This window comes from Enterobacter sp. CFEC122 (assembly GCF_052983755.1).
In genome coordinates, this window is sequence record NZ_JBRIQR010000033.1 from 1 (window position 1) to 26374 (window position 26374).

Genomic DNA, 26374 nt, shown 5'->3' on the forward strand with positions numbered 1-26374 from the left:
ATCTAAGCCTTCCTCGATATTGCGATATTTAAACGCATTTCAGGTCTGACATACGCACGTATATAACACGAGCCACGGCAATTGCCGTGGCTCATTTATTTTAGCCGCCTGCCAGTTTGACTTTCATGCCTTTGGCTTCGAGCAGTGATTTAATTAAATCACGTTTATCACCCTGGATTTCGATAATGCCGTCCTTCACGGCCCCGCCGCATCCACATTTCTTTTTCAGCTCGGCAGCCAGCTTTGTCAGTTCAGCATCATCCAGATCAATACCGGAAATAAGGCAGACCCCTTTCCCCTTACGTCCGCTGGTCTGACGCTGAATGCGCACGATACCGTCCCCCTTAGGACGTTCCACTTTCGTTTTCGGTTCATCGATACGCCCGCTCTCGGTTGAGTAGACCAGACGGCTGTTGGAATCGGTCATTACGCCCCCTTTTTCAGCGATGCGTTGATAGCCTTAAGCGTCTCTGCCGGGTTTGCAGACTGCGTAACCGGACGTCCAATGACCATATAGTCAACGCCCGCAGCCAGCGCCTGCTCAGGCGTCATGATGCGGCGCTGATCGCCCACGTCGCTGCCCGCAGGACGGATCCCCGGCGTAACGAGTTTAAAATCCTGGCCCAGCGCTGATTTGAAACGTACCGCTTCCTGCGCGGAGCAGACTACGCCATCCAGGCCGCACTGCTGCGTCAGACGCGCGAGACGTTCGGCATGTTCCGCAGGTGACAACGTCACGCCAAGGTCGCGTAAATCATTTTCGTCCATACTGGTCAGCACGGTGACGGCGATAAGCAGCGGCGCGTCGTTACCGAACGGCAGGAGCGCCTCACGGGCAGCGGTCATCATTCTTGCCCCACCCGACGCATGGACGTTGACCATCCATACGCCCAGCTCGGCGGCTGCAGCAACGGCGTGGGCCGTGGTGTTCGGAATATCATGGAATTTGAGGTCGAGGAAAACGTCAAAGCCGCGCTGTTGCAGATCGCGAACGATTTGCGGCCCAAACAGCGTGAACATCTCTTTGCCAACTTTCAGGCGGCAATCGCGAGGGTCGATACCGTCGACAAACGCCAGTGCAGCGTCACGCTTATTGTAATCAAGCGCAACAACAACAGGAGAATCCGTAATTACGCGGGAAGTGGAGGATGTAACAGACGTCATGACCAGCCCTTTTCGTCTATGGGCGCGCAGCGGCGCGGAACAGATAAACGGCCAGCATTCTACCTGCCGACGCCGCAAATTGACAGAATCCATTTATCTGCCTGCCAGGCCGGCAAACCGCACGGTGCTCAGAAAGCGTTAAATACCATCAGTATGTTGTAACTAAAATGAAGGCTTTTAAAAAATTACTGCCCGTCCAGGCCGCGGATGGGCTTGATGGTGGACCAGGCCCGGCAGGACGGACAATGCCAGTAGAGCGTGTAGGCGGTAAAACCACACTTCTGGCAACGGTAGCGCGGTTTGCTGCGCACCTGCTCGCCAACCATGTCGCGAAGCACCATCAGGCTCTCTTTCGCGCGCCCTTCTTCCGCGTCGTTCAGGTGGTAATCCATCAGCTTATGGAAGACCCGCATGGTCGGATGACGCTGAAGCTGTCGGGTGATATAGACCTGCGCGGTGTCGCCCCCCTCATACTGCTCAACAACGTCAGCAAGCATCAGTTCCGCGGTTGCGCCGGTATTCTCTTCCACGCAGCGACGCAGAAATGCCACCCACTCTTCCCGCTTGTCCAGCTGTTGATAGCAGGTTTGCAGCATTTCCAGCGTTTCACTGACCAGCTCTTTGTCCTGGTCGATAACCCGCAGCAGGCTTTCAACGGCTTTGGCGTAGTCGCCATTCGCCATAAAAACGCGCCCCATCATGATGGAGATACGGGCGCTGTTGCGGTCCGCGGCGGCACCTTTCTTCAGCAACGCCATGGCTTTGTCCATGTCGTCATTGCCCATCTGCTGAAGGGCAAGCTCACAGTAGAAATGGGCGATCTCAACGCGCTGCTTATCTTTACCCAGCTTCACCAGACGTTCAGCCGTATCAATGGCTTTCTGCCAGTCGCTGGTGGCCTGATAAATCTGCAGGAGCTGCTGCAGCGCGCCGATGCGGAAATCTGTTTCATCCACCAGCTGCGCAAACATATCTTCCGCGCGATCGTACAGCCCAGCAGCCATGTAATCTCGTCCCAACTGCTGTACGGCCAGCAGTCTTTGATCGTAGGTCAGCGAGGCGCTTTCCATCAGGGTCTGGTGAATACGAATGGCGCGATCAACGTCGCCGCGCGAGCGGAACAGGTTCCCCAGGGTAAGATGGGCTTCAACGGTCCCCGTATCCTCTTTCAGCATGTCGAGGAACAGGTCTACCGCTTTGTCCTGCTGATTGCTCAGGAGGAAGTTCACCCCCGCAACGTAGTCGCGGGAGAGCCGGTTGGCCTCATCCTGTTTTGTTTGTTGCGCACTTCTGCGGCCCATATACCAGCCATAGGCTGCGGCGACAGGCAAAAGCAGAAACAACAACTCCAGCATCGTCGATTATTCCTTCACGACCGGCACGCCAGAGCTTTCCGGCATGTCGGACGCAGGCGCAATGTGATGTTCGAGTCGTTTGATTTTACGTTCAGCGCGCGCAAGCGAAACACGGACTTTTAACCAGAACAAACCGCAAACCAGCCAGCCAATGGCAAAGCCTGCAGCAAATAAGACCGCGAGCAGGCTCGACACGCGATACTCGCCCTGAGCCAGCAGATAGTTAAACGTCACCTGCTGATCGTTTTGTGCACCCAATGTGACTGAAATGACAAAAATCGCCAATACCAGTAAGAAAATGAGTAAATATTTCACATTACTTCCCGTTATGTGGTTCAAGCGAATAAAGTATGTTCAACTTACCGCAATCAGCCTTATAAACTACCATTTTAGTGACGGGCGCGAAATGGAAAAAGTGACGCGCCAGTCATGGATCTATGGGCAAAATGCGCAATATCAACCTTCAGGCGTCCGTTTGGTCCCTTTCGGCTATTTCTTCTTTCTCTTCCGGCGGTGGCGTTAGCGGGCCGCAGAATCGTTCAGCCAGCCAGGTCGCCAGCATAACCAGCATCCACGAAATGAGCGTGGCGACGACCAGGTCCCGTGGCCAGTGCATCCCCAACAGTAAGCGGCTGCCCATCACTCCCGTCGCCCAGACCAGTAAAATGACGATGGTGACCGTTCGACGTCTAGGCCAAAGCAGCCCAACCCCCAGCAGCGCCCAGCTGGCCGCAAACATGGTGTGGCCGGAGGGAAACGCGAACCCGGTCTCTTTCTGCCAGTGTTTACGCAAGAATTTCGGGATATCCTGCTGTTCCGCAAGCTGTTCTTTCACCAGTGCGCCACGATCTTTACGCTTTAAAGTGTAGAACTCATCCACCGGAACATGGTGCGTTTTTTCCAGCCAGACGACAAAAGGACGCGGCTCCTGAACGCGATCTTTCACCCAGGATTTTACGCCCTGACCGATAAGGATAGCGCCACCGAGGATCGCAAAGAGCATTAGCGCCGCGCGCAGACGAAAGCGCAGGCACCACAGAAACCAGGCGCACAGGAGGACGTGGGTGATAATTCCCCAGGGCTGGGTGACCGTTTCCGTAATCCAGTATAACGTTTTCAGCCACGTGGCGTTCTGCCCGGGCTGCCACATCCACCCTGAAAGCCATACGGCCAAAGGCATAATCAGTAAAATGGCCGCACCTGCTGCCGTACGTCTGGCGATTGAATGCATGTCTTCTCCTTTTTGCTAAGCGTCACAATCATAACTGAAATTTGTTCGCTGGGTGGAGATGTCGGATCGTGCTTTTAACGGTCATATCGCATGGTGCCCATTAGGCGAACCTGCTGAGCTTGTGGCAAAATAAACTGATACAGAAAGCAAAACAGGGCAAAGGCACGAAACGTGTCAGCCTACTCTGGAGAATCACATGCAGCTTAAACGTGTGGCAGAAGCCAAACTGCCAACCCCATGGGGCGATTTCCTGATGGTGGGTTTTGAAGAACTGGCAACCGGACAGGATCATGTCGCACTGGTGTATGGCGACATTTCAGGGCAGACGCCGGTGCTGTCCCGCGTCCATTCAGAGTGTCTCACCGGCGACGCGCTGTTCAGCCTGCGCTGTGATTGCGGTTTCCAGCTGGAAGCGGCCCTTTCTCATATTGCTGAAGAGGGCCGCGGCGTGCTGCTTTATCACCGTCAGGAAGGGCGTAACATTGGTTTGCTGAATAAAATTCGCGCCTACGCGCTTCAGGACCAGGGCTACGATACGGTTGAAGCCAACCATCAGCTCGGTTTTGCCGCTGACGAACGTGATTTCACCTTATGCGCCGATATGTTCAAGCTGCTGGGCGTAGACGAAGTTCGTCTGCTGACCAATAACCCGAAAAAAGTGGAAATCCTGACCGAAGCCGGGATCAACATCGTTGAACGTGTACCGCTGATTGTCGGCCGTAACCCGAAAAATGCCCACTACCTTGATACCAAAGCCGCCAAAATGGGCCATCTGCTCAAAGAGTGATATAAAAAGCCCGGCACGCGTGCCGGGCTCGTTTCATCAATCCAGCATCTTACGAATCACGTAATGTAAAATGCCGTCGTTCTGGTAGTAGGTCAACTCGGTTGCCGTATCAATACGGCACCGACAATCCAGCACCTCGGTTTTCCCGTCTGCCCGCGTTAACGTTACCGGCACCGTTTTACCCGGCTGCAGGTTTTGCAGGCCGCTAATGTCAATCTGCTCTTCCCCGGTCAGACCCAGCGTTTTACGCGTCACGCCCTGCGGGAACTCAAGCGGCAGGATCCCCATGCCGATCAGATTCGAACGGTGAATACGTTCGAACGATTCGGCGATGACCACCCGAACGCCAAGCAGGCGCGGGCCTTTCGCCGCCCAGTCGCGGCTGGAGCCGGAACCGTACTCTTTCCCGGCAATCACCGCCAGCGGCGTCCCTTCCTGTTGGTATTTGACCGCCGCATCATAAATCGACACGACTTCCGTCCCCGGCAGATGGCGCGTCATGCCCCCTTCCACGCCCGGCACCATTTCGTTACGAATGCGGATGTTGGCAAAGGTCCCGCGCATCATGACTTCATGGTTACCGCGGCGCGAACCGTAGGAGTTAAAATCGCGGCGTTCGACACCCCGACTTTGCAGGTAACGGCCTGCCGGGCTATCGGCTTTGATGCTCCCCGCCGGAGAGATATGATCCGTCGTGACGGAATCCCCCAGCATGGCCAGGATACGCGCGCCATGGATATCCTTAAGCGGCGCCGGCTCGGCCAGCATCTCATCAAAGAACGGCGACAGACGAATATAGGTCGAGTCATCCTGCCAGCCATAGGTATCCGAACCTGCAACATTGATGGCTTTCCATTCCGGCGTGCCTTCAAAGACTTCCGCGTACTCTTTGCGGAACATCTCGGTAGAGACCTTCTCAACGGCCAGCGCGATTTCACGTGAAGAAGGCCAAATATCTTTCAGATAGACAGGATCATTCTTACGATCGTGACCAATCGGATCGGTCACCAGGTTGATATTCATGTTCCCTGCGAGAGCGTATGCCACCACCAGCGGCGGCGAAGCAAGCCAGTTGGTTTTTACCAGCGGGTGAATGCGCCCTTCAAAGTTTCGGTTACCGGAAAGAACGGCGCCTACCGTCAGGTCACCCTGCTTGATCGCCGTTTCGATGGGTTCAGGCAGTGGCCCGGAGTTACCAATACAGGTCGTACAGCCGTAGCCCACGAGGTTAAAGCCCAGCTCGTCCAGGTACGGCGTCAGTTTGGCCTGAGCCAGGTAATCCGACACCACTTTGGAGCCCGGTGCCAGCGAGGCCTTAACCCACGGTTGAGGTTTTAGCCCAAGCTCTACCGCTTTCTTAGCCAGCAGACCGGCCGCCATTAATACGCTGGGGTTGGAAGTATTGGTGCAGGAGGTAATCGCGGCAATCACAACCGCACCGTCCGGAAGCTGATACTGATGTCCGTTCAGAACATAGTCGACGGGACGATGGTCTTTCTGCGCCACGTTCACTTCCAGGGTATTGCTGTCGGCAAACGCTTTCGGCACGTCGGTCAGCGCAACCCTGTCCTGCGGGCGTTTCGGACCCGCGAGGCTCGCTTCGACGCTTCCCATATCGAGTTCAAGCGTGCTGGTGAAAACAGGCTCATCGCCCGGATTGCGCCACATGCCCTGCGCTTTGGTATACGCTTCCACCAGCGCGACCTGTTCTTCGCTGCGGCCGCTGAGGCGCATGTACTCCAGCGTGACGTCGTCAATGGGGAAAAAGCCGCAGGTGGCACCGTATTCCGGCGCCATATTGGCAATGGTGGCGCGGTCGGCCAGCGGCAGCGAATCCAGTCCGTCACCGTAGAATTCGACAAACTTGCCTACCACACCATGCTTGCGCAGCATCTGGGTGACGGTCAGCACCAGGTCGGTGGCGGTAATGCCTTCAGAGAGCTTTCCGGTCAGCTTGAAGCCCACCACATCCGGAATAAGCATGGAAACCGGCTGGCCGAGCATGGCGGCTTCCGCTTCAATACCGCCGACGCCCCAGCCCAGCACGCCCAGACCGTTGATCATGGTGGTATGTGAATCCGTGCCCACCAGCGTGTCCGGATAAGCCACCCACTCTTTATCCTGCAATTCGCTCCAGACGGCTTTACCCAGATATTCAAGGTTTACCTGGTGACAAATGCCGGTGCCTGGCGGTACCACGCTAAATCGGCTGAACGCCTGCTGTCCCCACTTCAGGAAGACGTAGCGCTCGTGGTTACGCTCCATCTCGAGACGAACGTTTTCACCAAAGGCATCGTCATCACCGAAGTGGTCAACGGTCACGGAGTGGTCAATGACGAGGTCAACGGGGGAAAGCGGGTTAACCTTTGCCGTATCTCCGCCGAGACGCTTCACGGCTTCGCGCATCGCGGCTAAATCAACCACGGCCGGAACACCGGTAAAGTCCTGCATCAGCACCCTTGCCGGGCGGTAGGCGATTTCTCTGTCGGCATGGGCCTTCTCAAGCCATCCTGCCAGCGCCTGGATATCATCGAGCGTGACGGAGTCACCGTCCTGCCAGCGCAACAGATTTTCAAGTAAAACTTTCAAGGACTTGGGTAAACGCGAAATGTCCCCAAGCGTTCTGGCAGCCAGCGGCAGGCTGTAGTAGTGCCAGGTTTTATTTTCTGCCTGTAACGTATCCTTACTGGCTTCGCGTAGGGTTAACGACATAAGCTCCTCCTTAATCACAGAGATGTCCCGACAATCATCAGGGCTGTAATTAAAGATAACACAAAGATGTCGTAACGTTTTGATAACAACCCAAATTGATAAATTTCGGATTGGTCCACAAGGGGGAAACAAAAAACCCCGCCGTAGCGAGGTTTTACAATTTAGTGGAGCGCCAGCCAGATGAGCTGACTCCAGAACAGAATCGACACGGTAAAAACGCCGATCCACGACCAGTATTTGTGAGACGTCATGTTATTCATCATAGGGACACCAGGCATTATTTATAAAAATTCCGAGGTTGTTCCTCAGTGCTATATTGCTGATGTGTATTTATTAAAGAGTACAAAAGTGCAGAGTCGATATTCAGACTATTTGCATCATTACGCAATAAACTAAATTATTGTTTTTTGGGTTCGTCTTCTGCGAACACATCAATAAACGCCTGCTGCTGCGGCGTCAGTTTCCAGGACGCAGGTACAACAGTTGCAGGTGCTTTACGCCCTCTGTGGCCGTTGTCACGATGCTGACACATCTGTTTTACCGAAGCGGTACGTACCGTCACTGCCATATTTAACCCCAATATCTCCAGGCCAGGAGAGCAACAGCCACCCAAAACAAGGCGGAGACGAGAAAGACCGCCAGCCAGGCTTTACGCTTGAGCGCAGGATCCCTTTGCGGTTCTTCACTTCCTGAAGGCATTGCTAACCTCATACAATCGACATCGCTTATCATTTAGGACCAAACAATTGGTACAATTAATAATCTGTTGAGATAAATCCTAAAGAAACTTTAGCCGAAAAGCCAGTGAATTTACGCACCGGGAGGTATGAAATATTCAATCTTTTGACCAGAAATAAATTATTGAAAAGAAAAATTTGCGGAGGCGTAAATTAGTTTCTACTTTTGTCGCCAATTCACGACATTAAAACCTTACAAAGCAAATGGCTAATGACATTATATGGCAGGGAAAGCAGATGATGATAATTCTAATTTAGCTTTGAGGCGTTATTTCGGTATCTTTCCCTGGGGGAAAGATACCGGGTGTGATTATTTTTCGGGGAGTTTGATGTCTTTAAACATCTCTTCAATATCTTCATTTGAGCGTAATGCCACGGCGGTATCCACCACGTCACGCGTTAAATGAGGGGCAAAGCGCTGAATAAAATCATACATATAGCTGCGCAGGAAGGTGCTGCGGCGGAACCCAATTTTTGTGGTGCTATGGCTGAAAACGTCGTGCGCATCAAGACGCACCAGGTCAGGGTCTGACACCGGATCGACCGCCATGCTGGCGATGACGCCCACGCCCAATCCAAGCCGGACATAGGTCTTAATCACGTCGGCATCGGTCGCGGTAAAGACAATGCGCGGCGTTAACCCTGCCCGGTTAAATGCCGTATCAAGCTCGGACCGGCCGGTAAAGCCAAACGTATAGGTCACCAGAGGATACTGGGCCAACTCTTCGATAGTGACCGACCCTTTACCCGCCAGGGGGTGATCGGGGGTCACCACAATAGAACGGTTCCAGTGGTAGCACGGGAGCATCACCAGATCGTCATACAGGTGAAGCGCTTCGGTGGCGATAGCAAAGTCTGCATTCCCCTTAGAGACGGCTTCAGCGATTTGCGTTGGCGAGCCCTGGTGCATATGCAACGAGACGCGAGGATAACGCTCGATAAAGCCTTTGATCACGCCGGGCAGCGCATAGCGCGCCTGCGTATGCGTCGTGGCAATATACAGCGAGCCTTTATCCGGCCAGGTATGCTCCCCCGCCACAGACTTAATCGCATCGACTTTAGAGAGGACTTCACGCGCAATGCGGATGATTTCCTGCCCTGCAGGCGTCACCTGAGTAAGATGCTTACCGCTGCGGGCGAAGATCTGAATGCCTAACTCATCCTCCAGCATACGAACTTGTTTGCTGATGCCCGGTTGCGAGGTATATAGCCCCTCGGCGGTAGAAGAGACGTTAAGGTTATGATTCACCACCTCAACAATATAACGAAGCTGCTGTAATTTCATGCCAGACCATCCGATTTAGCGCATGCGGTCATTCGCTTAAGACGATTTAATAATAAGAAACGGGTTAACTATAACCACTATATCATTTATAGCCTGACTGTATAGTACGGAACAAAAAATAATAACAAGGTAATAAAAAAGGGCCGGAAATCCGGCCCTTTTACAGGTAAGTTACGGTTAGGAAAGATTATTTCTTGCCTTCAACCCATTTGCCATCGACAAAGAAGGCTGACCATCCGGTCGCTTTACCCTCTTTCTCTGCCGCAACATACTGCTGCTTAGTTTTACGGCTAAAACGCACCACGGTTTTGTTGCCTTCCGGATCCTGCTGCGGCGCATCGGCCAGATAACGCAGTTTCTCCGGCAGACGATCGCGGAAGCGATATAGCTCTTCCACCAGCGGCGCGCGGGTTTCGCGCGATTTCGGGAAGGTGTTGGCGGCCAGGAAGACACCTGCCGCGCCGTCACGCAGCACGAAGTACGCGTCGGATTTCTCACACGGCAGCTCCGGCAGCGGAACCGGATCTTCCTTCGGCGGGGCCACTTCACCGTTACGCAGAATTTTGCGCGTGTTTTTACATTCGTCGTTGGTACAGGCCATGTACTTACCGAAACGTCCCATTTTCAGGTGCATTTCAGAACCACACTTCTCGCACTCCACAATCGGGCCGTCATAGCCTTTAATGCGGAACTCGCCCTCTTCAATCTCATACCCGTCACACGTTGGGTTATTACCGCACACGTGCAGCTTGCGTTTTGGATCGATCAGGTAGCTGTCCATTGCCGTGCCGCATTTTTTGCAGCGGCGCTTGGCACGCAGAGCGTTCGTTTCCGCATCGTCACCTTCCAGCACGTTGAGAACTTCGTTCTCCGGCACCAGGTTGATGGTGGTTTTGCAGCGCTCTTTTGGCGACAGCGCATAGCCGGAGCAGCCCAGGAACACGCCCGTGGTGGCAGTACGGATCCCCATCTTGCGGCCACAGGTTGGGCAGTCGATGCTGGTCAGTACCATCTGGTTAGGCAGCATGCCGCCCTCTTCAGGGTCTTTCTCCGCTTTTTCAAGCTGGTCGGTGAAGTCGCTGAAGAAGCTGTCAAGGACCTTTTTCCATTCCGCCTGGTGGCTGGCAACCTGGTCGAGGCTGTCTTCCATTTGCGCGGTGAAATCGTAGTTCATCAGCTCGCGGAAGTTGGCTTCCAGACGATCGGTGACGATCTCACCCATTTTTTCCGCATAGAAACGACGGTTTTCAACACGGACGTAACCGCGATCCTGAATCGTCGAGATAATTGACGCGTAGGTCGACGGACGGCCAATACCGCGTTTTTCCAGCTCTTTTACCAGAGATGCTTCACTGAAGCGTGCCGGTGGCTTGGTGAAGTGCTGAGCCGGGATCAGCTCAACCAGAGACAGTTCATCACCTTTGTTCACCGCAGGCAGCGTTCGGTCTTCATCACCTTTACGCAGCGCAGGCATCACTTTTGTCCAGCCGTCGAAACGCAGAATACGACCGCGCGCCTTGAGACGGAAATCACCCGCGCCAACGGTCAGCGTGGTGGAGTCGTACTGGGCCGGGGTCATCTGGCACGCCACGAACTGACGCCAGATCAGCTGATACAGCTTCTGCGCGTCGGCTTCCATATCTTTCAGCGATTCAGCCAGCACGGAGACGTCAGAAGGACGAATCGCTTCGTGCGCTTCCTGAGAATTCTCTTTACTGGCGAACTGGTTAGCGCTTTCCGGCAGGTATTTCTTACCGAAGTTGTCGCTGATGTAGCCACGCACCATATTGACCGCGTCCTGACTCAGGTTGGTTGAGTCGGTACGCATGTAGGTGATGTAACCTGCTTCATACAAGCGCTGGGCCATCATCATGGTCTTCTTCACGCCATAACCCAGACGGGTGCTCGCCGCCTGTTGCAGGGTGGAGGTGATAAACGGCGCACCAGGCTTGCTGCTGGTCGGTTTGTCTTCACGTTCCAGTACCTGATAGCGTGCCTTTTCCAGCAGCGCCACGGCGGCCATGGTCTGGTCGCGGTTTTCCGGGCGGAAAGGCTTATCGTTCTGGTGGCTTACCTGCAGCGGCAGAGCGTCACCGCCCGGCGTGGTCACATTGGCATCGACTTCCCAGAACTCTTCCGGCACGAAGGCTTTAATTTCGCGCTCGCGCTCAACGACCAGACGCACGGCGACGGATTGCACACGACCTGCGGACAGGCCACGGGCAATCTTTTTCCACAGCAGTGGAGAAACCATGTAGCCCACAACGCGGTCCATAAAGCGACGCGCCTGCTGGGCGTTAACACGGTCGATGTTTAGCTCGCCCGGCTTCTCAAACGCCTGACGAATCGCATTCTTCGTAATTTCGTTAAACACTACGCGGCTGTAGCGTTTGTCATCACCCCCGATCACTTCCCGCAGGTGCCACGCAATGGCTTCCCCTTCGCGGTCAAGGTCGGTTGCGAGATAGATGTGGTCTGCTTTTTCAGCCAGCTGCTTCAGCTCGTTAACGACTTTTTCTTTCCCTGGAAGCACTTCATATTGTGCATCCCAGTTATGCCATGGGTTAACACCCATGCGGTTGACAAGCGCGCTACGTTCATCCTTTTTAGGCTTTTTAGCCCCTTTGGTGGAGGTAGAGTCTGCGCTCTTTTTGCTGGCTGAGCCACTGGTCGGCAAATCGCGGATATGACCAACGCTGGACTTAACCACGTAGTCATTACCCAGATACTTATTGATCGTTTTGGCTTTTGCCGGGGACTCAACGATGACGAGAGCTTTACCCATATTCACCTTTACCTAATTTAATTCTTCCAGGAATACGCCGCACGTTGATTTCCCTTCCGCTGACGACGAGCCAATGATATTGCGACTGCGTCAGGAGATATCAACCCCTTTGTCTTACCGGGCGTTAAAGAAAAGACGCCCAGGTGATTGAGTTCTCGGGTATTTTTCTCACATCTCGTGTAATTCGTGACGAATTCCCGGTTGAATGTCAAGCAATTCTGTTGCCAGAATGACGAAAGCGCACACTCTACCTGATAAAATTCGTTACGCAACTTTATTAGCATGCAAAAGCAAATCCTGCCAGCCAGGCCCCTGCACCTTATCCCCTCACATTACAGGGAAAATTTGCCCCCAAAGCGCCCTCGGCGTAGACTATTGTCACTGTTTAAGGAGTGGATTATGCAGAATACGACCCAACCTATTGACCGAGCCTCTCTGCTTATCGAAGCAAACAAGCTTATTCGTGACCATGAAGATACGCTGGCAGGCATTGAAGCCACCGGCGTAGAGCAGCGAAATGGCGTGCTGGTTTTCAGCGGTGAATACTTCCTTGATGAACAGGGCTTACCGACCCCGAAAAGCACCGCCGTGTTTAACATGTTTAAATACCTGGCACATACGCTTTCCGAGAAATATCACCTGGTCGATTAACGCAAAACGCGAGGCATAAGCCTCGCGTTTTTGTTTACAGCAGCGGTTTTTGTCCACGCTGTAGCCAGCGGAGCAGCAGGCGGTCCGCGCTTTCTGCCGCACTGTTGGTAAAGCGGTCAAGGAGTCGCTTGCGCTGGGCAAAGCGGACGCCCACCAGTTCCCGGCCTTCCATCAGGTTGAGCAGCAGATCGTCGCTGGTTCCGACTTCATCTACAAGCCCTTTCTCCTGCGCCTGAACGCCGTACCAGTGCTCACCCGTTGCGACCTGCTCAATGTCCAGCGTCGGGCGCATACGGTGCACAAAGTCTTTAAAGAGATGATGCGTTTCGTTGAGATCCTCACGGAATTTTTGGCGCCCTTCTTCCGTGTTTTCCCCCAGCAGCGTCAGGGTGCGTTTGTACTGACCCGCAGTGTGAAGCTCGATATCAATCTCTTTATTTTTCAGGAAGCGGTTAAAGTTCGGGATCTGTGCGACCACGCCGATCGAGCCGATAATCGAGAACGGTGCGGCCACAATTTTGTCCGCCACGCAGGCCATCATGTAGCCACCACTCGCCGCCACTTTATCTACGGCCACGGTCAGCGGGATCTGTTTTTCACGCAGGCGCTGCAGCTGAGAGGCCGCCAGGCCGTAGCCGTGCACCACGCCCCCCGGGCTTTCAAGACGAACAACGACCTGGTCCTGCGGCGTCGCCACGGCCAGCACGGCAGTGACCTCTTCGCGCAAAGACGCGACTTCATGCGCATCCATGCTGCCTTTAAAATCGAGCACGTAAACCCGTGGCGTGACCTTATCCTGTGGCGTATTGAGCTTCGCCTTTGCCTTTGCCGCTTTGCCTTCCTGCTTATGCTTTTTCTTCTGGGCTTTGAGCCACAGTTTCTGTTGATGACTGTCAAGCAGCGCGAGAGACATCTCTTCCTGCATCTCTTTATACTGCTCGCTCAGGCGGGTGATGCGTAACTCCCCACGCTGACGCTTGCGCTGCGTCAGGTTGACAATCAGAACGGCAACCACCGCAATGGCAATCACCACCGTCGCGATTTTCGCCAAAAACAACCCATATTGAGAAAGTAATTCCACGCGTTCCACCTTGATTTAACCACGAATCTTTCACGGCAGTGTACAACACCCCCTGCCCATGCGTCTCGCTCGTGACACTACCTCTGCGAGGCGCCTTCAGGAATCCCCGGTCTGGCGTTTAAATATTTGCAAATTGTTAATTTTACAGCAATGCGTCCTGTAGACTGATTGAATTATCAGGCGAATTCGGGCATAAAGCCGAAAAGTCACAAAAGAAGGCGTGTTTAAGTCACCGTGCGCCGAGGAGTCACCTTGCATTATCAACCGCAAAAAAATCTGCTGCAGAACCGCATCATTCTTGTCACTGGGGCCAGCGACGGGATTGGCCGTGAAGCGGCGCTGACCTACGCTGAGTATGGCGCGAGCGTCATCCTGACCGGCCGCAACGAAGAAAAACTTAAAGGGGTGGCGCAGGAGATTGAAGCCGCAGGTGGGATTCCTGCTCGCTGGTACACGCTCGATCTGCTCACCTGCACGCCCGCGTCATGTCAGGAGCTTGCTCACCGCATCAGCACCCATTACCCGCGCCTGGACGGCGTACTGCATAATGCCGGCTTGCTTGGCGAAGTTCGCCCGATGGATGAACAGGATCCCGAGATCTGGCAGGAGGTCATGCAGGTCAACGTCAACGGGACGTTTTTCCTGACCCAGGCACTCCTTCCTTTATTACTCAAATCGGATTCGGGTTCACTGGTGTTCACCTCCTCCAGCGTAGGCCGTGAGGGGCGCGCAAACTGGGGTGCCTATGCCGTATCAAAATTCGCAACCGAAGGCATGATGCAGGTGCTGGCAGAGGAGTACCAAAGCCGCCATCTTCGCGTAAACTGCATTAACCCGGGCGGTACGCGCACAAAAATGCGCGCCAGCGCCTTCCCGACGGAAGACCCGCAGAAGCTGAAAACGCCGGCAGACATTATGCCGCTCTATCTCTGGCTGATGGGCGACGACAGCCGCCGCAAAACCGGGATGACCTTTGACGCCCAGCCGGGCCGTAAACCAGGAATCTCGCAATGAGTGAAGAACGTCATCAGCAGCGCCAGCAGCGGCTGAAGGAACAGGTCGATGCACGCGTCGCGGCCGCTCAGGACGAGCGCGGGATCGTCATCGTCTTTACCGGCAACGGTAAAGGGAAAACCACGGCCGCATTCGGCACGGCGACACGCGCCGTCGGCCACGGGCAGAAGGTTGGCGTTATCCAGTTTATTAAAGGTGAGTGGCCTAACGGCGAGCGTAATCTGCTTGAGCCTCACGGCGTTGAGTTCCAGGTGATGGCGACCGGATTTACGTGGGACACCCAGAACCGCGAAACCGATACCGCAGCCTGTCTGGCCGTCTGGGAGCACGCTAAAAGAATGCTGGTCGATCCTTCACTCAATATGGTTCTGCTGGATGAAATCACGTATATGGTCGCCTACGACTATTTGCCGCTAGAAGAGGTGCTTAATGCACTGAAAAACCGTCCCGCCCATCAGACGGTCATCATCACGGGCCGCGGGTGTCATCGGGATATTCTGGAGCTGGCAGATACCGTAAGCGAGCTGCGTCCGGTTAAACATGCGTTTGATGCGGGCATCAAAGCGCAAATAGGGATTGATTACTAAAGAAAAAAGCCCGGTGTCTTCACCGGGCTTTTACATTAACCGTTGTTATTACGGCTGCCAGAGCGGCGGTTGCTGCTCACCTGGCTGTGACGCTTCACCGCACGGCGAATCTGGTTCGCCTTCATGCGGCGACGATCTTTTTCCACCGCCACTTTAGAGGTGGTTTCCGGCGTCAGGCCGACCAGCTCGCGCAGGTAGTTGGTCTGGGTCAGATCCAGTTCGGTATAACCCCCACGCGGCAGGCCTTTTGGCAGCAGGATGTCGCCGTAACGGACACGGATCAGGCGGCTAACCTGCACGCCTACCGCTTCCCAGAGACGACGCACCTCGCGGTTGCGGCCTTCGGTCAGGGTCACGTTGTACCACTGGTTGATGCCTTCCCCACCGGTAAATTTGATGGTTTTGAACGCCGCAGGACCGTCTTCCAGCTGAACGCCACGCGACAGGTCGCGCAGTTTATTCTCGTCAACCTGGCCAAACACGCGCACCGCGTATTCACGTTCCACTTCACGGCTTGGGTGCATCAGACGGTTTGCCAGTTCACCATCGGTGGTAAACAGCAGCAGACCGCAGGTATTCACGTCCAGACGACCAACGGCAATCCAGCGAGCGCCACGCAGTTTAGGCAGACGGTCAAACACCGTCGGGCGACCTTCCGGGTCATTGCGGGTACACAGCTCGCCTTCCGGCTTGTAGTAAGCCAGCACGCGGCAGATCTGCTCAGCGGACTCTTTCACGGAGATAAGATGACCGTCGATACGGATCTTCAGCCCCGGTACGATTTCTACGCGGTCACCCAGCGTGGCGATTTTACCGTCCACACTCACGCGGCCCGCTTCAATAATGGCTTCGATTTCACGGCGTGAACCGTGGCCGGCACGCGCCAGCACTTTCTGTAACTTCTCGCTCATTGAGCTTCCTCAGGTGTCGCCTTCACAGGCGTCGAATCACGTCAAAAGAGGGCCGAGCCCTGCTTTGATGGCCGCGTAGTATATCTGCTTATACCATTACAAGAAAGGCTTTACGTCACCCACGCCTTCACGAATCACTTCCGGTGCATCTTCGGTTAAGTCGACCACGGTGGTCGGCTGCTGGCCGAGATAACCGCCGTGAATAATCAGCTCGACCACCTTCTCCAGACGATCTTTGATCTCTTCCGGATCGGACTCGGTAAACTCGCTGCCGGGCAGCATCAGCGAGGTAGACAGCATTGGTTCACCGAGGGTTTCCAGCAGCGCCTGCGCAATCGGGTTCGACGGCACGCGCATGCCGATGGTTTTACGTTTTTCCTGCAGCAGACGACGCGGCACTTCTTTGGTCCCTTTCAGGATGAAGGTGTAGTTGCCCGGCGTGTTGTTCTTAATCAGGCGAAACGCTACGTTATCGACATAAGCATAGGTCGACAGCTCAGAGAGATCGCGGCACATCAGGGTAAAGTTATGGCCGTCCGGCAGCTGGCGAATGCGGCAAATGCGTTCCATTGCCCCTTTATCTTCAATTTTGCAGCCCAGCGCGTAGCCGGAATCGGTCGGGTAGACAATCACGCCGCCTTTGCGGACGATCTCCACGGCCTGGTTAATCAGGCGTGGCTGCGGGTTATCCGGATGGATATAGAAAAACTGACTCATACTTCCCTCTCTTCAATTTGCTGCGGCTGTTCCCAGAGCTGCCAGACCGGCTCAACGCCAGCGGGCAGCCAGAGCTTGCGCCCCAGTTCGATCCAGGCGCAGGGCTGATGGAAATCAGAACCCTGTGAGCCAAGCAGGCCGTACTGTCGGGCATAGGTCGCGAGCTGCGCGCGCTCATTGGGTGCCTGCTGACACTGGGCGACTTCCATCGCCTCTCCACCGTTTTCGGCAAAGTGCGCCAGCAGCCTTTTCAGCCATTTAGCAGAAAGATTATACCGCCCCGGATGGGCCAGCACGGCCTTACCGCCAGAATGATGAATCACATCAATAGCTTGTTTTATTGTACACCACTGTGGCGGAACGTATCCGGTTTTCCCGCGCGCCAGATACTTTTTAAAGACATCCGCCATCGTCGTGGCTTTACCCGCCTCTACCAGAAAACGGGCGAAATGACCGCGCGTAACCGCCCCGCCGTTCGCCAGCTTTTGCGCACCTTCCAGCGCGCCAGGAATATGTGCCTTTTCCAGACGCTCGCCGATCATCTCTGCGCGCTGGTTGCGGCGCGTTTTTTGTTCTTGCAAAAACTCAATAAGTGCCGGATGGTCTATATCGATGTTCAGGCCAACGATATGAATCTCATGGTTTTCCCAGACGGTCGAAATCTCGACGCCGGACACCAGATTGAGTGCCAGCCCGCAGCGGGCAATCTCGGCGCGCGCAGCCGGAATGGCATCCGTCGTATCGTGATCGGTTATCGCCAGCGTGCCGATGCGCATTTCAACGGCACGATGAACCAGGGCTTCGGGTGTCAGCAGGCCATCAGAGGCCTGAGTATGGCTGTGTAAATCATAAATAATCGCGTAGGTGGTATCGCTCAAAGCACTTCCCATAACAGGTTGAAGACATCCGAAACCGCCATGATACCGACTTAACGTGAAATTCTGAAATCAAGGGTTGACAACACGCCATCGAACTAGTTAACTAGTACGCAAGTTCACACGAGAAAGGTATCTGAAAATGACAGCACATTTCACTCTGCACGGTTGGTGGCGTACTTCCTGATCTTCGGGCAGTGTCACGCGTCTGCGAAATGCAAACAGATACCCGCCCGCTACTCAGCGGGCTTTTTTTTGAACAGAATAAATGAGAACACCAACATGCAAACAGCCAAACCCCATCTCGAATTGCTGACCTGCGAGGCGGCCTATCGCCACAACCCGACCGCGCTGTTTCATCAGGTGTGCGGGGCACGCCCGGCAACGCTGCTGCTGGAATCTGCGGACATCGACAGCAAAGACGATCTGAAAAGCCTGCTGCTGGTCGACAGCGCGTTGCGCATTACCGCCTTAGGTGACACTGTCACCATTAAGGCTTTGTCAGACAATGGCGCATCTCTGCTGCCGCTGCTGGATGCCGCCCTGCCTTCAGGCATCGAAAATGAACGTCATCCAGAAATGCGCATCCTGCATTTCCCGCCGGTTAGCCAACTGTTAGATGAAGACGCGCGCCTCTGTTCCCTGTCCGTCTTTGATGCCTTCCGCCTGCTGCAAAACCTGGTCACCGTTCCGCACGAAGAGCGTGAAGCGATGTTCTTTGGCGGGCTGTTTGCTTACGACCTGGTCGCGGGATTTGAAGATTTGCCGGAAACCGAGCAGGGCAATCGCTGCCCGGACTATTGCTTCTATCTGGCCGAAACCCTGCTGGTGATCGACCATCAGAAACAGTACACCCGTATCCAGGCCAGCCTGTTCACGCCTTCTGGCGCTGAGAAAACCCGTCTGGAGCACCGCATTGCCCAACTGCAGCAGCAAATGACGGAAGCGCCGCCTGCGCTACCGGTGCAGCGCGTCGAGAAGATGACCTGCGATGTGAACCAGACCGACGATCAATACGGTGCCGTGGTTCGCCAGATGCAAAAGGCGATTCGCGCCGGGGAAATTTTCCAGGTCGTGCCTTCCCGCCGCTTCTCTCTGCCCTGCCCGTCCCCGCTGGCCGCTTACGACGTGTTGAAAAAGAGCAACCCAAGCCCGTACATGTTCTTTATGCAGGACAACGACTTCACGCTGTTCGGCGCCTCGCCGGAAAGCTCGCTGAAGTACGACGCCACCAGCCGCCAGATTGAAATTTACCCGATCGCCGGAACCCGCCCGCGCGGACGTCGCGCAGACGGCTCGTTGGATCGCGATCTCGACAGCCGCATCGAGCTGGAAATGCGTACCGACCATAAAGAACTCTCCGAGCACCTGATGCTGGTTGACCTGGCGCGTAACGATCTGGCCCGTATTTGCACCCCAGGCAGCCGCTACGTGGCGGACCTGACTAAAGTCGACCGCTATTCATTCGTGATGCACCTGGTCTCCCGCGTGGTCGGTGAGCTGCGCCACGATCTCGACGTACTGCACGCCTACCGCGCCTGCATGAACATGGGTACCCTGAGCGGTGCGCCGAAAGTGCGCGCCATGCAGCTGATTGCCGCCGCCGAAGGACGCCGTCGCGGCAGCTACGGCGGTGCGGTGGGCTATTTTACGGCCCACGGTGACCTCGATACCTGCATCGTGATCCGCTCCGCCTATGTCGAAGACGGTATTGCCACCGTTCAGGCCGGTGCCGGGATTGTTCTTGATTCTGTTCCGCAGTCTGAAGCTGACGAAACGCGCAGCAAAGCGCGTGCGGTCCTTCGCGCCATTGCTACCGCACACCACGCACAGGAGATTTTCTGATGGCTGACATTCTGCTGCTCGATAACATCGACTCCTTTACCTATAACCTGGCAGATCAGCTGCGTGCGAATGGCCATAACGTCGTTATCTATCGCAACCACGTCCCGGCGCAGACCCTGATTGACCGTCTGGCGACCATGCAAAACCCGGTGCTGATGCTCTCCCCGGGGCCGGGCGCGCCGAGCGAAGCGGGCTGTATGCCCGAACTGCTAACCCGCATGCGCGGCAAGCTGCCGATTATCGGTATCTGCCTTGGTCACCAGGCAATCGTGGAAGCCTACGGCGGTTACGTCGGCCAGGCGGGCGAGATCCTGCACGGTAAAGCCTCCAGCATTGAACATGACGGCCAGGCAATGTTTGCCGGGCTGCCGAATCCGCTCCCGGTCGCGCGCTACCACTCGCTGGTCGGCAGCAACATTCCCGCCGGGCTGACGATCAACGCCTCGTTTGAAGGGATGGTGATGGCGGTACGTCACGACGCGGATCGCGTCTGCGGGATGCAGTTCCATCCGGAATCCATCCTGACCTCCCACGGTGCCCGCCTGCTGGAGCAGACCCTCGACTGGGCGTTACAGAAGCTGGAGCAGACCAACACCCTGCAGCCGATTCTGGAAAAACTGTATCAGGCGCAAACCCTGAGCCAGCAGGAGAGCCACCAGCTCTTCTCCGCCGTGGTTCGCGGCGAGCTGAAGCCGGAACAGCTCGCAGCCGCGCTGGTGAGCATGAAGGTCCGCGGTGAAAGCCCGCAGGAGATCGCCGGTGCCGCCACGGCACTGCTGGAAAATGCCGCCCCGTTCCCGCGCCCGGACTATCCGTTTGCCGATATCGTCGGCACCGGCGGTGACGGCAGCAACAGTATCAATATTTCAACCGCCAGCGCCTTTGTGGCCGCAGCGTGTGGTCTGAAAGTAGCGAAACACGGTAACCGCAGCGTGTCCAGCCGGTCAGGCTCGTCTGATTTGCTCGCGGCATTCGGCATTAATCTCGATATGAACGCCGAACGTTCCCGTGAAGCGCTGGATGACCTGGGCGTCTGCTTCCTGTTTGCGCCGAAGTATCACACCGGTTTCCGCCACGCAATGCCGGTTCGTCAGCAGCTGAAAACCCGCACGCTGTTTAACGTGCTCGGCCCGCTGATCAACCCGGCCCATCCGCCGCTGGCGCTGATCGGTGTCTACAGCCCGGAACTGGTCCTGCCGATTGCCGAGACGCTGCGCGTGCTGGGTTACCAGCGTGCCGCCGTGGTGCACAGCGGCGGAATGGATGAAGTGTCTCTGCATGCCCCGACGCTGGTAGCCGAACTGCGCGACGGTGAAATCCTGAGCTACCAGCTCGAAGCCGCTGACTTTGGTTTAACTCCGTATCACCAGGAAGCGCTGGCAGGCGGTACCCCGGAAGAAAACCGTGACATTCTGACGCGCTTATTACAAGGTAAGGGAGAGGTCGCCCATGAGGCCGCCGTTGCCGCCAACGTCGCCATGCTGATGCGTTTGCACGGTGAGGAAGACCTTAAGGCCAACGTTCAAAAAGTTCTGGATGTACTGCGCTCCGGTGCAGCTTACGATCGCGTTACCGCACTTGCGGCAAGAGGGTAAAGAATGCAGACCGTTTTAGCGAAAATCGTTGCCGATAAGGCCATCTGGGTGGAAGCCCGCAAGCAACAGCAGCCGCTTGCCAGTTTCCAGAATGACGTCGTCCCGAGCAGCCGTCGTTTCTATGACGCCCTGCAGGGTGCGCGCACCGCGTTTATTCTTGAGTGCAAAAAAGCGTCTCCGTCTAAAGGCGTTATCCGTGACGATTTCGACCCGGCGCGCATTGCCGGTATTTATAAGCATCATGCCTCAGCCATCTCCGTGCTGACGGATGAGAAATATTTTCAGGGCAGCTTCGATTTTCTACCGATCGTCAGCGGCATCGCGCCGCAGCCGATCCTCTGTAAAGACTTCATTATCGATCCGTATCAGATTTGGCTGGCGCGCTTTTACCAGGCCGACGCCTGCCTGCTGATGCTCTCGGTGCTTGACGACGAGCAGTACCGCCAGCTCTCTGCCGTCGCGCACAGCCTGAAAATGGGCGTGCTGACCGAAGTGAGCAACGAAGAGGAGCTGGAGCGCGCGATTGCGCTGGAAGCCAAAGTGGTCGGCATTAACAACCGCGATCTGCGCGACCTGTCCATTGACCTGAACCGCACGCGCCAGCTGGCGCCGCGGCTGGGCTCTGGCGTCACGGTCATCAGCGAATCCGGCATTAACAGCTACGCCCAGGTGCGCGAGCTGAGCCACTTCGCCAACGGTTTCCTGATTGGCTCCGCCATGATGGAACATGACGATCTCAATGCGGCAGTACGTCGCGTGCTGCTGGGTGAGAACAAAGTCTGCGGTTTAACCCGCGAACAGGACGCCCAGGCCGCGTATGAAGCCGGAGCGATTTATGGCGGGCTGATTTTTGTGGATTCCTCTCCTCGCGCGGTCAGCGAAGAGCAGGCGCGTAAGGTCATCGCCGCGGCACCACTCAGCTATGTTGGCGTGTTCCGCAATGCGGATATCGCCGAGGTGGTTGAAAAAGCCGACGCGTTATCACTGAGCGCGGTGCAGCTTCACGGCGATGAAGATCAGGCCTATATCGATGCCCTGCGCGCCACGCTGGCGCCGCAGGTACAGATCTGGAAAGCGCAACGCGTTGACGATACGTTGCCCCCGCGTAACCTGAACCACGTGGATAAATACGTCCTCGATAACGGTCAGGGCGGAACCGGCCAGCGTTTTGACTGGTCCCTGCTGAACGGCGAAAAGCTGGACAACGTTCTGCTGGCGGGCGGATTAAGCCCGGATAACTGTGTAGAAGCCGCGAAAACCGGCTGCGCAGGCCTCGATTTCAATTCAGGCGTAGAGTCCCAGCCGGGTAGTAAAGATGCCAGCAAACTGGCCTCGGTTTTTAAAACTCTGCGTGCATATTAAGGAAGAGAAGATGACGACATTACTTAACCCGTATTTTGGTGAGTTCGGCGGGATGTACGTCCCGCAAATCCTGATGCCCGCCCTGCGCCAGCTGGAAGAAGCGTTTGTGAGCGCACAGAAGGATCCGGCGTTTCAGGCTGAATTTACCGACCTGCTGAAAAACTATGCAGGCCGCCCAACGGCCCTGACCAAATGCCGCAATCTGACGGAAGGCACGAAAACCACGCTGTATCTTAAGCGTGAAGACCTGCTGCACGGCGGCGCGCACAAGACTAACCAGGTGCTGGGCCAGGCGCTGCTTGCGAAGCGTATGGGCAAAACCGAAATCATCGCCGAAACCGGCGCAGGCCAGCACGGCGTGGCCTCGGCGCTCGCCAGCGCCCTGCTCGGCCTGAAATGCCGCATCTATATGGGGGCGAAAGACGTTGAGCGTCAGTCTCCGAACGTCTTCCGTATGCGTCTGATGGGTGCGGAAGTGATCCCGGTGCACAGCGGCTCCGCGACGCTGAAGGATGCCTGTAACGAAGCGCTGCGCGACTGGTCTGGCAGCTACGAAACCGCGCACTATATGCTCGGTACCGCGGCGGGCCCGCACCCGTTCCCAACCATCGTGCGTGAGTTCCAGCGCATGATCGGGGAAGAGACCAAAGCGCAGATCCTCGAAAAAGAGGGTCGCCTGCCGGATGCGGTCATCGCCTGCGTCGGCGGCGGGTCAAACGCCATCGGCATGTTCGCAGACTTTATCGACGACACCCGCGTGGGTCTGATTGGCGTCGAGCCTGCGGGTCATGGTATTGAATCGGGTGAACACGGCGCGCCGCTGAAGCATGGCCGCGTGGGGATCTACTTCGGCATGAAATCCCCGATGATGCAGACCGATGAAGGCCAGATTGAAGAGTCTTACTCTATCTCCGCTGGCCTCGACTTCCCGTCCGTCGGACCGCAGCACGCCTATCTGAACAGCACCGGTCGTGCGGACTATGTCTCCATTACCGATGACGAAGCGCTGGAAGCGTTCAAAACGCTGTGCCGCAGCGAAGGGATCATCCCGGCGCTGGAGTCTTCACACGCTCTGGCCCATGCGCTGAAAATGATGAAAGACAATCCGGAAAAAGAGCAGCTGCTGGTGGTCAACCTTTCCGGACGCGGTGACAAAGATATCTTCACCGTTCACGATATTCTGAAAGCACGAGGGGAAATCTGATGGAACGCTACGATAACGTATTTGCAGAACTGAAATCCCGCCAGGAAGGCGCGTTCGTTCCCTTCGTCACCCTGGGCGATCCGGGCCCTGAACAGTCGCTGAAGATCATCGACACCCTGATTGAATCCGGTGCCGATGCGCTGGAGCTGGGGATCCCGTTCTCTGACCCGCTGGCGGATGGCCCGACTATCCAGAATGCGACGCTGCGCGCGTTTGCTTCGGGCGTGACGCCAACCCAGTGCTTCGAAATGCTGGCGGCGATCCGTCAGAAGCATCCCACTATCCCGATTGGCCTGCTGATGTACGCCAATCTGGTGTTCAACCGCGGTATCGATGAATTTTACGCCGAGTGCGCCCGCGTGGGCGTCGACTCTGTTCTGGTCGCCGACGTGCCGGTCGAGGAGTCCGCGCCGTTCCGCCAGGCGGCGATGCGTCACAACGTCGCCCCGATTTTCATCTGCCCGCCGAACGCCGATGACACACTGCTGCGCCAGATAGCCTCTTACGGGCGCGGTTACACGTATCTGCTCTCCCGCGCAGGCGTGACCGGTGCCGAGAATAAAGCGGCCCTGCCGCTGCATCATCTGGTGGAAAAGCTGGCCGAGTACCATGCCGCGCCGCCGCTGCAGGGCTTCGGGATCTCCTCTCCAGACCAGGTCACCGCGGCGATTGACGCGAAGGCCGCAGGTGCCATTTCCGGCTCTGCGATAGTGAAGATCATTGAGAAGAACGTGGACAAGCCCGAGCAGATGCTGGCCGAGCTGAAGGCGTTTGTGACCGCCATGAAGGCGGCAACGCGTAAAGCCTGACCCCTCCACCGTCTGGCACCCTTGCCAGACGGTTACCTTTTCTTCCCCGTCTTCAACAAAGAATGACATCAAAATTGATCCTATCGATATTTTCGGTGTGAATGGCTTTTCAAACTGTCGTGTAAGCGTATGATCTGGACTCTTTTTTATCTTTAATCCTTCTGAGTTCAGAGGCTTATTCATGTCATGGCAATCCTTCAAACAGGCTTACCTGGTTAAGTTCTGGTCACCCGTTCCGGCCGTTATCGCGGCAGGCATTCTCTCTACTTATTATTTTGGCATTACCGGCACCTTCTGGGCCGTGACCGGCGAGTTCACCCGCTGGGGTGGTCAATTGCTGCAACTCGCTGGCGTGCATGCCGAAGAGTGGGGATACTTTAAGCTCATCCACCTCGACGGTACGCCGCTCACCCGCATCGACGGGATGATGATTATCGGCATGTTCGGCGGCTGTTTCGCGGCCGCGCTGTGGGCAAATAACGTTAAGTTGCGTATGCCCAAAAGCCGGATCCGCATTTTGCAGGCGGTTGTCGGCGGGATAATTGCCGGATTCGGCGCGCGTCTGGCGATGGGGTGTAACCTTGCCGCCTTCTTTACCGGGATCCCGCAGTTTTCGCTTCACGCCTGGTTCTTTGCCGTCGCCACGGCCATCGGCTCTTACTTTGGCGCAAAATTCACCCTGCTGCCGCTGTTTCGTATTCCAGTGAAAATGACAAAAGTCAGCGCAGCGTCTCCGTTGACCCAGAAGCCCTCTCAGGCCCGCCGCCGTTTCCGCCTCGGAATGCTGGTCTTTTTCGCCATGGTGGCATGGGCGCTCTGCACCGCCTTGAACCAGCCTAAGCTCGGTCTGGCGATGCTGTTCGGTGTGGGTTTTGGTCTGCTCATTGAACGCGCGCAGATCTGCTTTACCTCTGCGTTTCGCGATATGTGGATCACCGGGCGCACGATGATGGCGAAAGCGATTATCGCCGGGATGGCGGTCAGCGCCATCGGCATCTTCAGCTATGTTCAACTGGGCGTCGAACCAAAAATCATGTGGGCCGGTCCTAACGCGGTCATAGGCGGCCTGCTGTTCGGCTTCGGGATCGTGCTGGCTGGCGGGTGTGAAACCGGCTGGATGTATCGCGCCGTCGAAGGCCAGGTGCACTACTGGTGGGTGGGGCTGGGCAATGTGATTGGCTCGACGATCCTGGCGTACTGCTGGGATGACGTGTCTCCCGTCCTGGCCACCCGCTGGGACAAGGTCAACCTGCTGAATACCTTCGGGCCTCTCGGCGGCCTGCTCGTCACCTACGCCCTGCTGTTGGTCGCTTTTTTACTGGTCGTCGCACAGGAGAGACGTTTCTTCCGCCGTGCGGGCGTTAAAACAGAAACGCAGGAGAATGCAGCATGAAAGAGATCGTGCCTGATTATCGTCTGGATATGGTTGGCGAGCCCTGTCCATATCCGGCGGTGGCTACGCTTGAAGCGCTGCCGCAGCTTAAGAAAGGTGAAATTCTGGAGGTGGTCAGCGACTGCCCGCAGTCCATCAACAACATACCGCTGGATGCGAAAAACCACGGTTATACGGTGCTGGATATCCAGCAGGATGGCCCAACCATTCGCTATCTGATTCAAAAATGATCGCTAAGGGCCTCGTCAGGGGCCTTTATCGTATTGAATTATAA

The 26374-nt window shown here is 55.9% G+C and carries 27 protein-coding genes and 1 other annotated feature; of the genes, 12 read left to right on the plus strand and 15 right to left on the minus strand.

What is annotated here, in order from left to right:
- Positions 1 to 100: 100 nt before the first annotated feature.
- The 5 genes from yciH to pgpB all read right to left on the minus strand — a co-directional run bounded on the left by yciH (position 101) and on the right by pgpB (position 3750).
- Positions 101 to 427, minus strand: coding sequence for a stress response translation initiation inhibitor YciH (gene yciH / locus ACVCAM_RS19635; protein WP_008501215.1), 327 nt, complete (start codon positions 425 to 427; stop codon positions 101 to 103).
- Entirely contained in the window at positions 427 to 1164 is a 738-nt protein-coding gene (gene pyrF, locus ACVCAM_RS19640) for an orotidine-5'-phosphate decarboxylase (RefSeq protein WP_008501214.1), read from the minus strand. Before pyrF ends, yciH begins: the two co-directional genes overlap by 1 nt.
- Positions 1165 to 1349: 185 nt before the next feature.
- The gene (gene lapB, locus ACVCAM_RS19645) at positions 1350 to 2519 is read right to left on the minus strand and encodes a lipopolysaccharide assembly protein LapB (RefSeq protein ID WP_407223430.1); all 1170 of its coding nucleotides are present in this window, start codon (positions 2517 to 2519) and stop codon (positions 1350 to 1352) included.
- Between the two features lie 6 nt (positions 2520 to 2525).
- The gene (locus tag ACVCAM_RS19650) at positions 2526 to 2834 is read right to left on the minus strand and encodes a LapA family protein (protein ID WP_008501212.1); all 309 of its coding nucleotides are present in this window, start codon (positions 2832 to 2834) and stop codon (positions 2526 to 2528) included.
- Positions 2835 to 2982: 148 nt separating this feature from the next.
- A complete protein-coding gene (gene pgpB, locus ACVCAM_RS19655; RefSeq protein ID WP_021240298.1) occupies positions 2983 to 3750 on the minus strand; it encodes a phosphatidylglycerophosphatase B in 768 nt (255 codons plus the stop codon).
- Between the two features lie 196 nt (positions 3751 to 3946).
- Between pgpB and ribA the strand changes: the two genes are divergently transcribed.
- Positions 3947 to 4537 carry a GTP cyclohydrolase II gene (gene ribA, locus ACVCAM_RS19660; RefSeq protein WP_008501210.1) on the plus strand — a complete coding sequence of 197 codons (591 nt, stop codon included), beginning with the start codon at positions 3947 to 3949 and terminating at the stop codon, positions 4535 to 4537.
- Positions 4538 to 4573: 36 nt separating this feature from the next.
- Here the strand turns inward: ribA and acnA are convergent, their stop codons facing one another.
- From acnA to topA, 6 genes are all read right to left on the minus strand, one after another.
- Positions 4574 to 7249 (minus strand): aconitate hydratase AcnA, encoded by a 2676-nt coding sequence (acnA, locus tag ACVCAM_RS19665; protein WP_025913079.1) that lies wholly within the window; start codon positions 7247 to 7249, stop codon positions 4574 to 4576.
- Positions 7250 to 7410: 161 nt separating this feature from the next.
- Complete coding sequence (ymiC, locus tag ACVCAM_RS19670) at positions 7411 to 7509, minus strand: small membrane protein YmiC (protein ID WP_032623144.1); 99 nt, start codon at positions 7507 to 7509, stop codon at positions 7411 to 7413.
- 137 nt (positions 7510 to 7646) lie between these two features.
- On the minus strand, positions 7647 to 7817 hold the full coding sequence (locus tag ACVCAM_RS19675) for a hypothetical protein (protein WP_021240301.1): 171 nt from the start codon (positions 7815 to 7817) through the stop codon (positions 7647 to 7649).
- Positions 7818 to 7819: 2 nt separating this feature from the next.
- Positions 7820 to 7960 (minus strand): YmiA family putative membrane protein, encoded by a 141-nt coding sequence (locus ACVCAM_RS19680; protein WP_213374860.1) that lies wholly within the window; start codon positions 7958 to 7960, stop codon positions 7820 to 7822.
- Positions 7961 to 8296: 336 nt separating this feature from the next.
- Positions 8297 to 9271, minus strand: a complete 975-nt coding sequence (gene cysB / locus ACVCAM_RS19685; protein ID WP_008502814.1) for an HTH-type transcriptional regulator CysB — start codon at positions 9269 to 9271, stop codon at positions 8297 to 8299.
- 187 nt (positions 9272 to 9458) lie between these two features.
- Entirely contained in the window at positions 9459 to 12056 is a 2598-nt protein-coding gene (gene topA, locus ACVCAM_RS19690; RefSeq protein WP_021240303.1) for a type I DNA topoisomerase, read from the minus strand.
- A 399-nt stretch (positions 12057 to 12455) separates the two neighbouring features.
- On the opposite strand from topA, the gene ACVCAM_RS19695 reads away from it, so the two are divergent.
- Entirely contained in the window at positions 12456 to 12707 is a 252-nt protein-coding gene (locus tag ACVCAM_RS19695) for a YciN family protein (RefSeq protein WP_003856804.1), read from the plus strand.
- Positions 12708 to 12741: 34 nt separating this feature from the next.
- On the opposite strand, the gene sohB is transcribed toward ACVCAM_RS19695, so the two are convergent.
- Positions 12742 to 13788, minus strand: coding sequence for a protease SohB (gene sohB, locus ACVCAM_RS19700; RefSeq protein ID WP_025913080.1), 1047 nt, complete (start codon positions 13786 to 13788; stop codon positions 12742 to 12744).
- 252 nt (positions 13789 to 14040) lie between these two features.
- Between sohB and ACVCAM_RS19705 the strand changes: the two genes are divergently transcribed.
- Positions 14041 to 14802, plus strand: a complete 762-nt coding sequence (locus tag ACVCAM_RS19705) for a YciK family oxidoreductase (protein ID WP_008502811.1) — start codon at positions 14041 to 14043, stop codon at positions 14800 to 14802.
- Positions 14799 to 15389 (plus strand): cob(I)yrinic acid a,c-diamide adenosyltransferase, encoded by a 591-nt coding sequence (gene cobO, locus ACVCAM_RS19710; RefSeq protein ID WP_025913081.1) that lies wholly within the window; start codon positions 14799 to 14801, stop codon positions 15387 to 15389. The genes ACVCAM_RS19705 and cobO overlap by 4 nt, the downstream gene beginning before the upstream one ends.
- 35 nt (positions 15390 to 15424) lie before the next feature.
- Here the strand turns inward: cobO and rluB are convergent, their stop codons facing one another.
- From rluB to rnm, 3 genes are all read right to left on the minus strand, one after another.
- Complete coding sequence (rluB, locus tag ACVCAM_RS19715; RefSeq protein ID WP_008502809.1) at positions 15425 to 16300, minus strand: 23S rRNA pseudouridine(2605) synthase RluB; 876 nt, start codon at positions 16298 to 16300, stop codon at positions 15425 to 15427.
- Positions 16301 to 16396: 96 nt separating this feature from the next.
- On the minus strand, positions 16397 to 17017 hold the full coding sequence (locus ACVCAM_RS19720; RefSeq protein ID WP_003856793.1) for an L-threonylcarbamoyladenylate synthase: 621 nt from the start codon (positions 17015 to 17017) through the stop codon (positions 16397 to 16399).
- A complete protein-coding gene (rnm, locus tag ACVCAM_RS19725) occupies positions 17014 to 17895 on the minus strand; it encodes an RNase RNM (RefSeq protein WP_032674928.1) in 882 nt (293 codons plus the stop codon). Before rnm ends, ACVCAM_RS19720 begins: the two co-directional genes overlap by 4 nt.
- A gap of 139 nt (positions 17896 to 18034) precedes the next feature.
- Here rnm and trpL point away from each other — a divergent pair, with 139 nt between their 5' ends.
- The 8 genes from trpL (at position 18035) to yedF (ending at position 26330) form a co-directional block, all read left to right on the plus strand.
- Positions 18035 to 18079, plus strand: a complete 45-nt coding sequence (gene trpL / locus ACVCAM_RS19730; RefSeq protein WP_106993556.1) for a trp operon leader peptide — start codon at positions 18035 to 18037, stop codon at positions 18077 to 18079.
- Positions 18056 to 18149 (plus strand) — a sequence feature (Trp leader region). It overlaps the preceding gene by 24 nt.
- Before the next feature lie 25 nt (positions 18150 to 18174).
- The gene (locus tag ACVCAM_RS19735) at positions 18175 to 19737 is read left to right on the plus strand and encodes an anthranilate synthase component 1 (RefSeq protein WP_063436147.1); all 1563 of its coding nucleotides are present in this window, start codon (positions 18175 to 18177) and stop codon (positions 19735 to 19737) included.
- Entirely contained in the window at positions 19737 to 21332 is a 1596-nt protein-coding gene (trpD, locus tag ACVCAM_RS19740) for a bifunctional anthranilate synthase glutamate amidotransferase component TrpG/anthranilate phosphoribosyltransferase TrpD (RefSeq protein WP_008502806.1), read from the plus strand. Before ACVCAM_RS19735 ends, trpD begins: the two co-directional genes overlap by 1 nt.
- 3 nt (positions 21333 to 21335) lie before the next feature.
- Entirely contained in the window at positions 21336 to 22694 is a 1359-nt protein-coding gene (trpCF, locus tag ACVCAM_RS19745; protein WP_008502805.1) for a bifunctional indole-3-glycerol-phosphate synthase TrpC/phosphoribosylanthranilate isomerase TrpF, read from the plus strand.
- Between the two features lie 10 nt (positions 22695 to 22704).
- Positions 22705 to 23898, plus strand: a complete 1194-nt coding sequence (gene trpB / locus ACVCAM_RS19750; protein WP_008502804.1) for a tryptophan synthase subunit beta — start codon at positions 22705 to 22707, stop codon at positions 23896 to 23898.
- Positions 23898 to 24707 carry a tryptophan synthase subunit alpha gene (gene trpA, locus ACVCAM_RS19755; RefSeq protein ID WP_023344339.1) on the plus strand — a complete coding sequence of 270 codons (810 nt, stop codon included), beginning with the start codon at positions 23898 to 23900 and terminating at the stop codon, positions 24705 to 24707. Before trpB ends, trpA begins: the two co-directional genes overlap by 1 nt.
- Before the next feature lie 181 nt (positions 24708 to 24888).
- The gene (yedE, locus tag ACVCAM_RS19760) at positions 24889 to 26100 is read left to right on the plus strand and encodes a selenium metabolism membrane protein YedE/FdhT (RefSeq protein ID WP_025913084.1); all 1212 of its coding nucleotides are present in this window, start codon (positions 24889 to 24891) and stop codon (positions 26098 to 26100) included.
- Entirely contained in the window at positions 26097 to 26330 is a 234-nt protein-coding gene (gene yedF, locus ACVCAM_RS19765; protein ID WP_003856774.1) for a sulfurtransferase-like selenium metabolism protein YedF, read from the plus strand. Before yedE ends, yedF begins: the two co-directional genes overlap by 4 nt.
- Positions 26331 to 26374 lie beyond the last annotated feature (44 nt).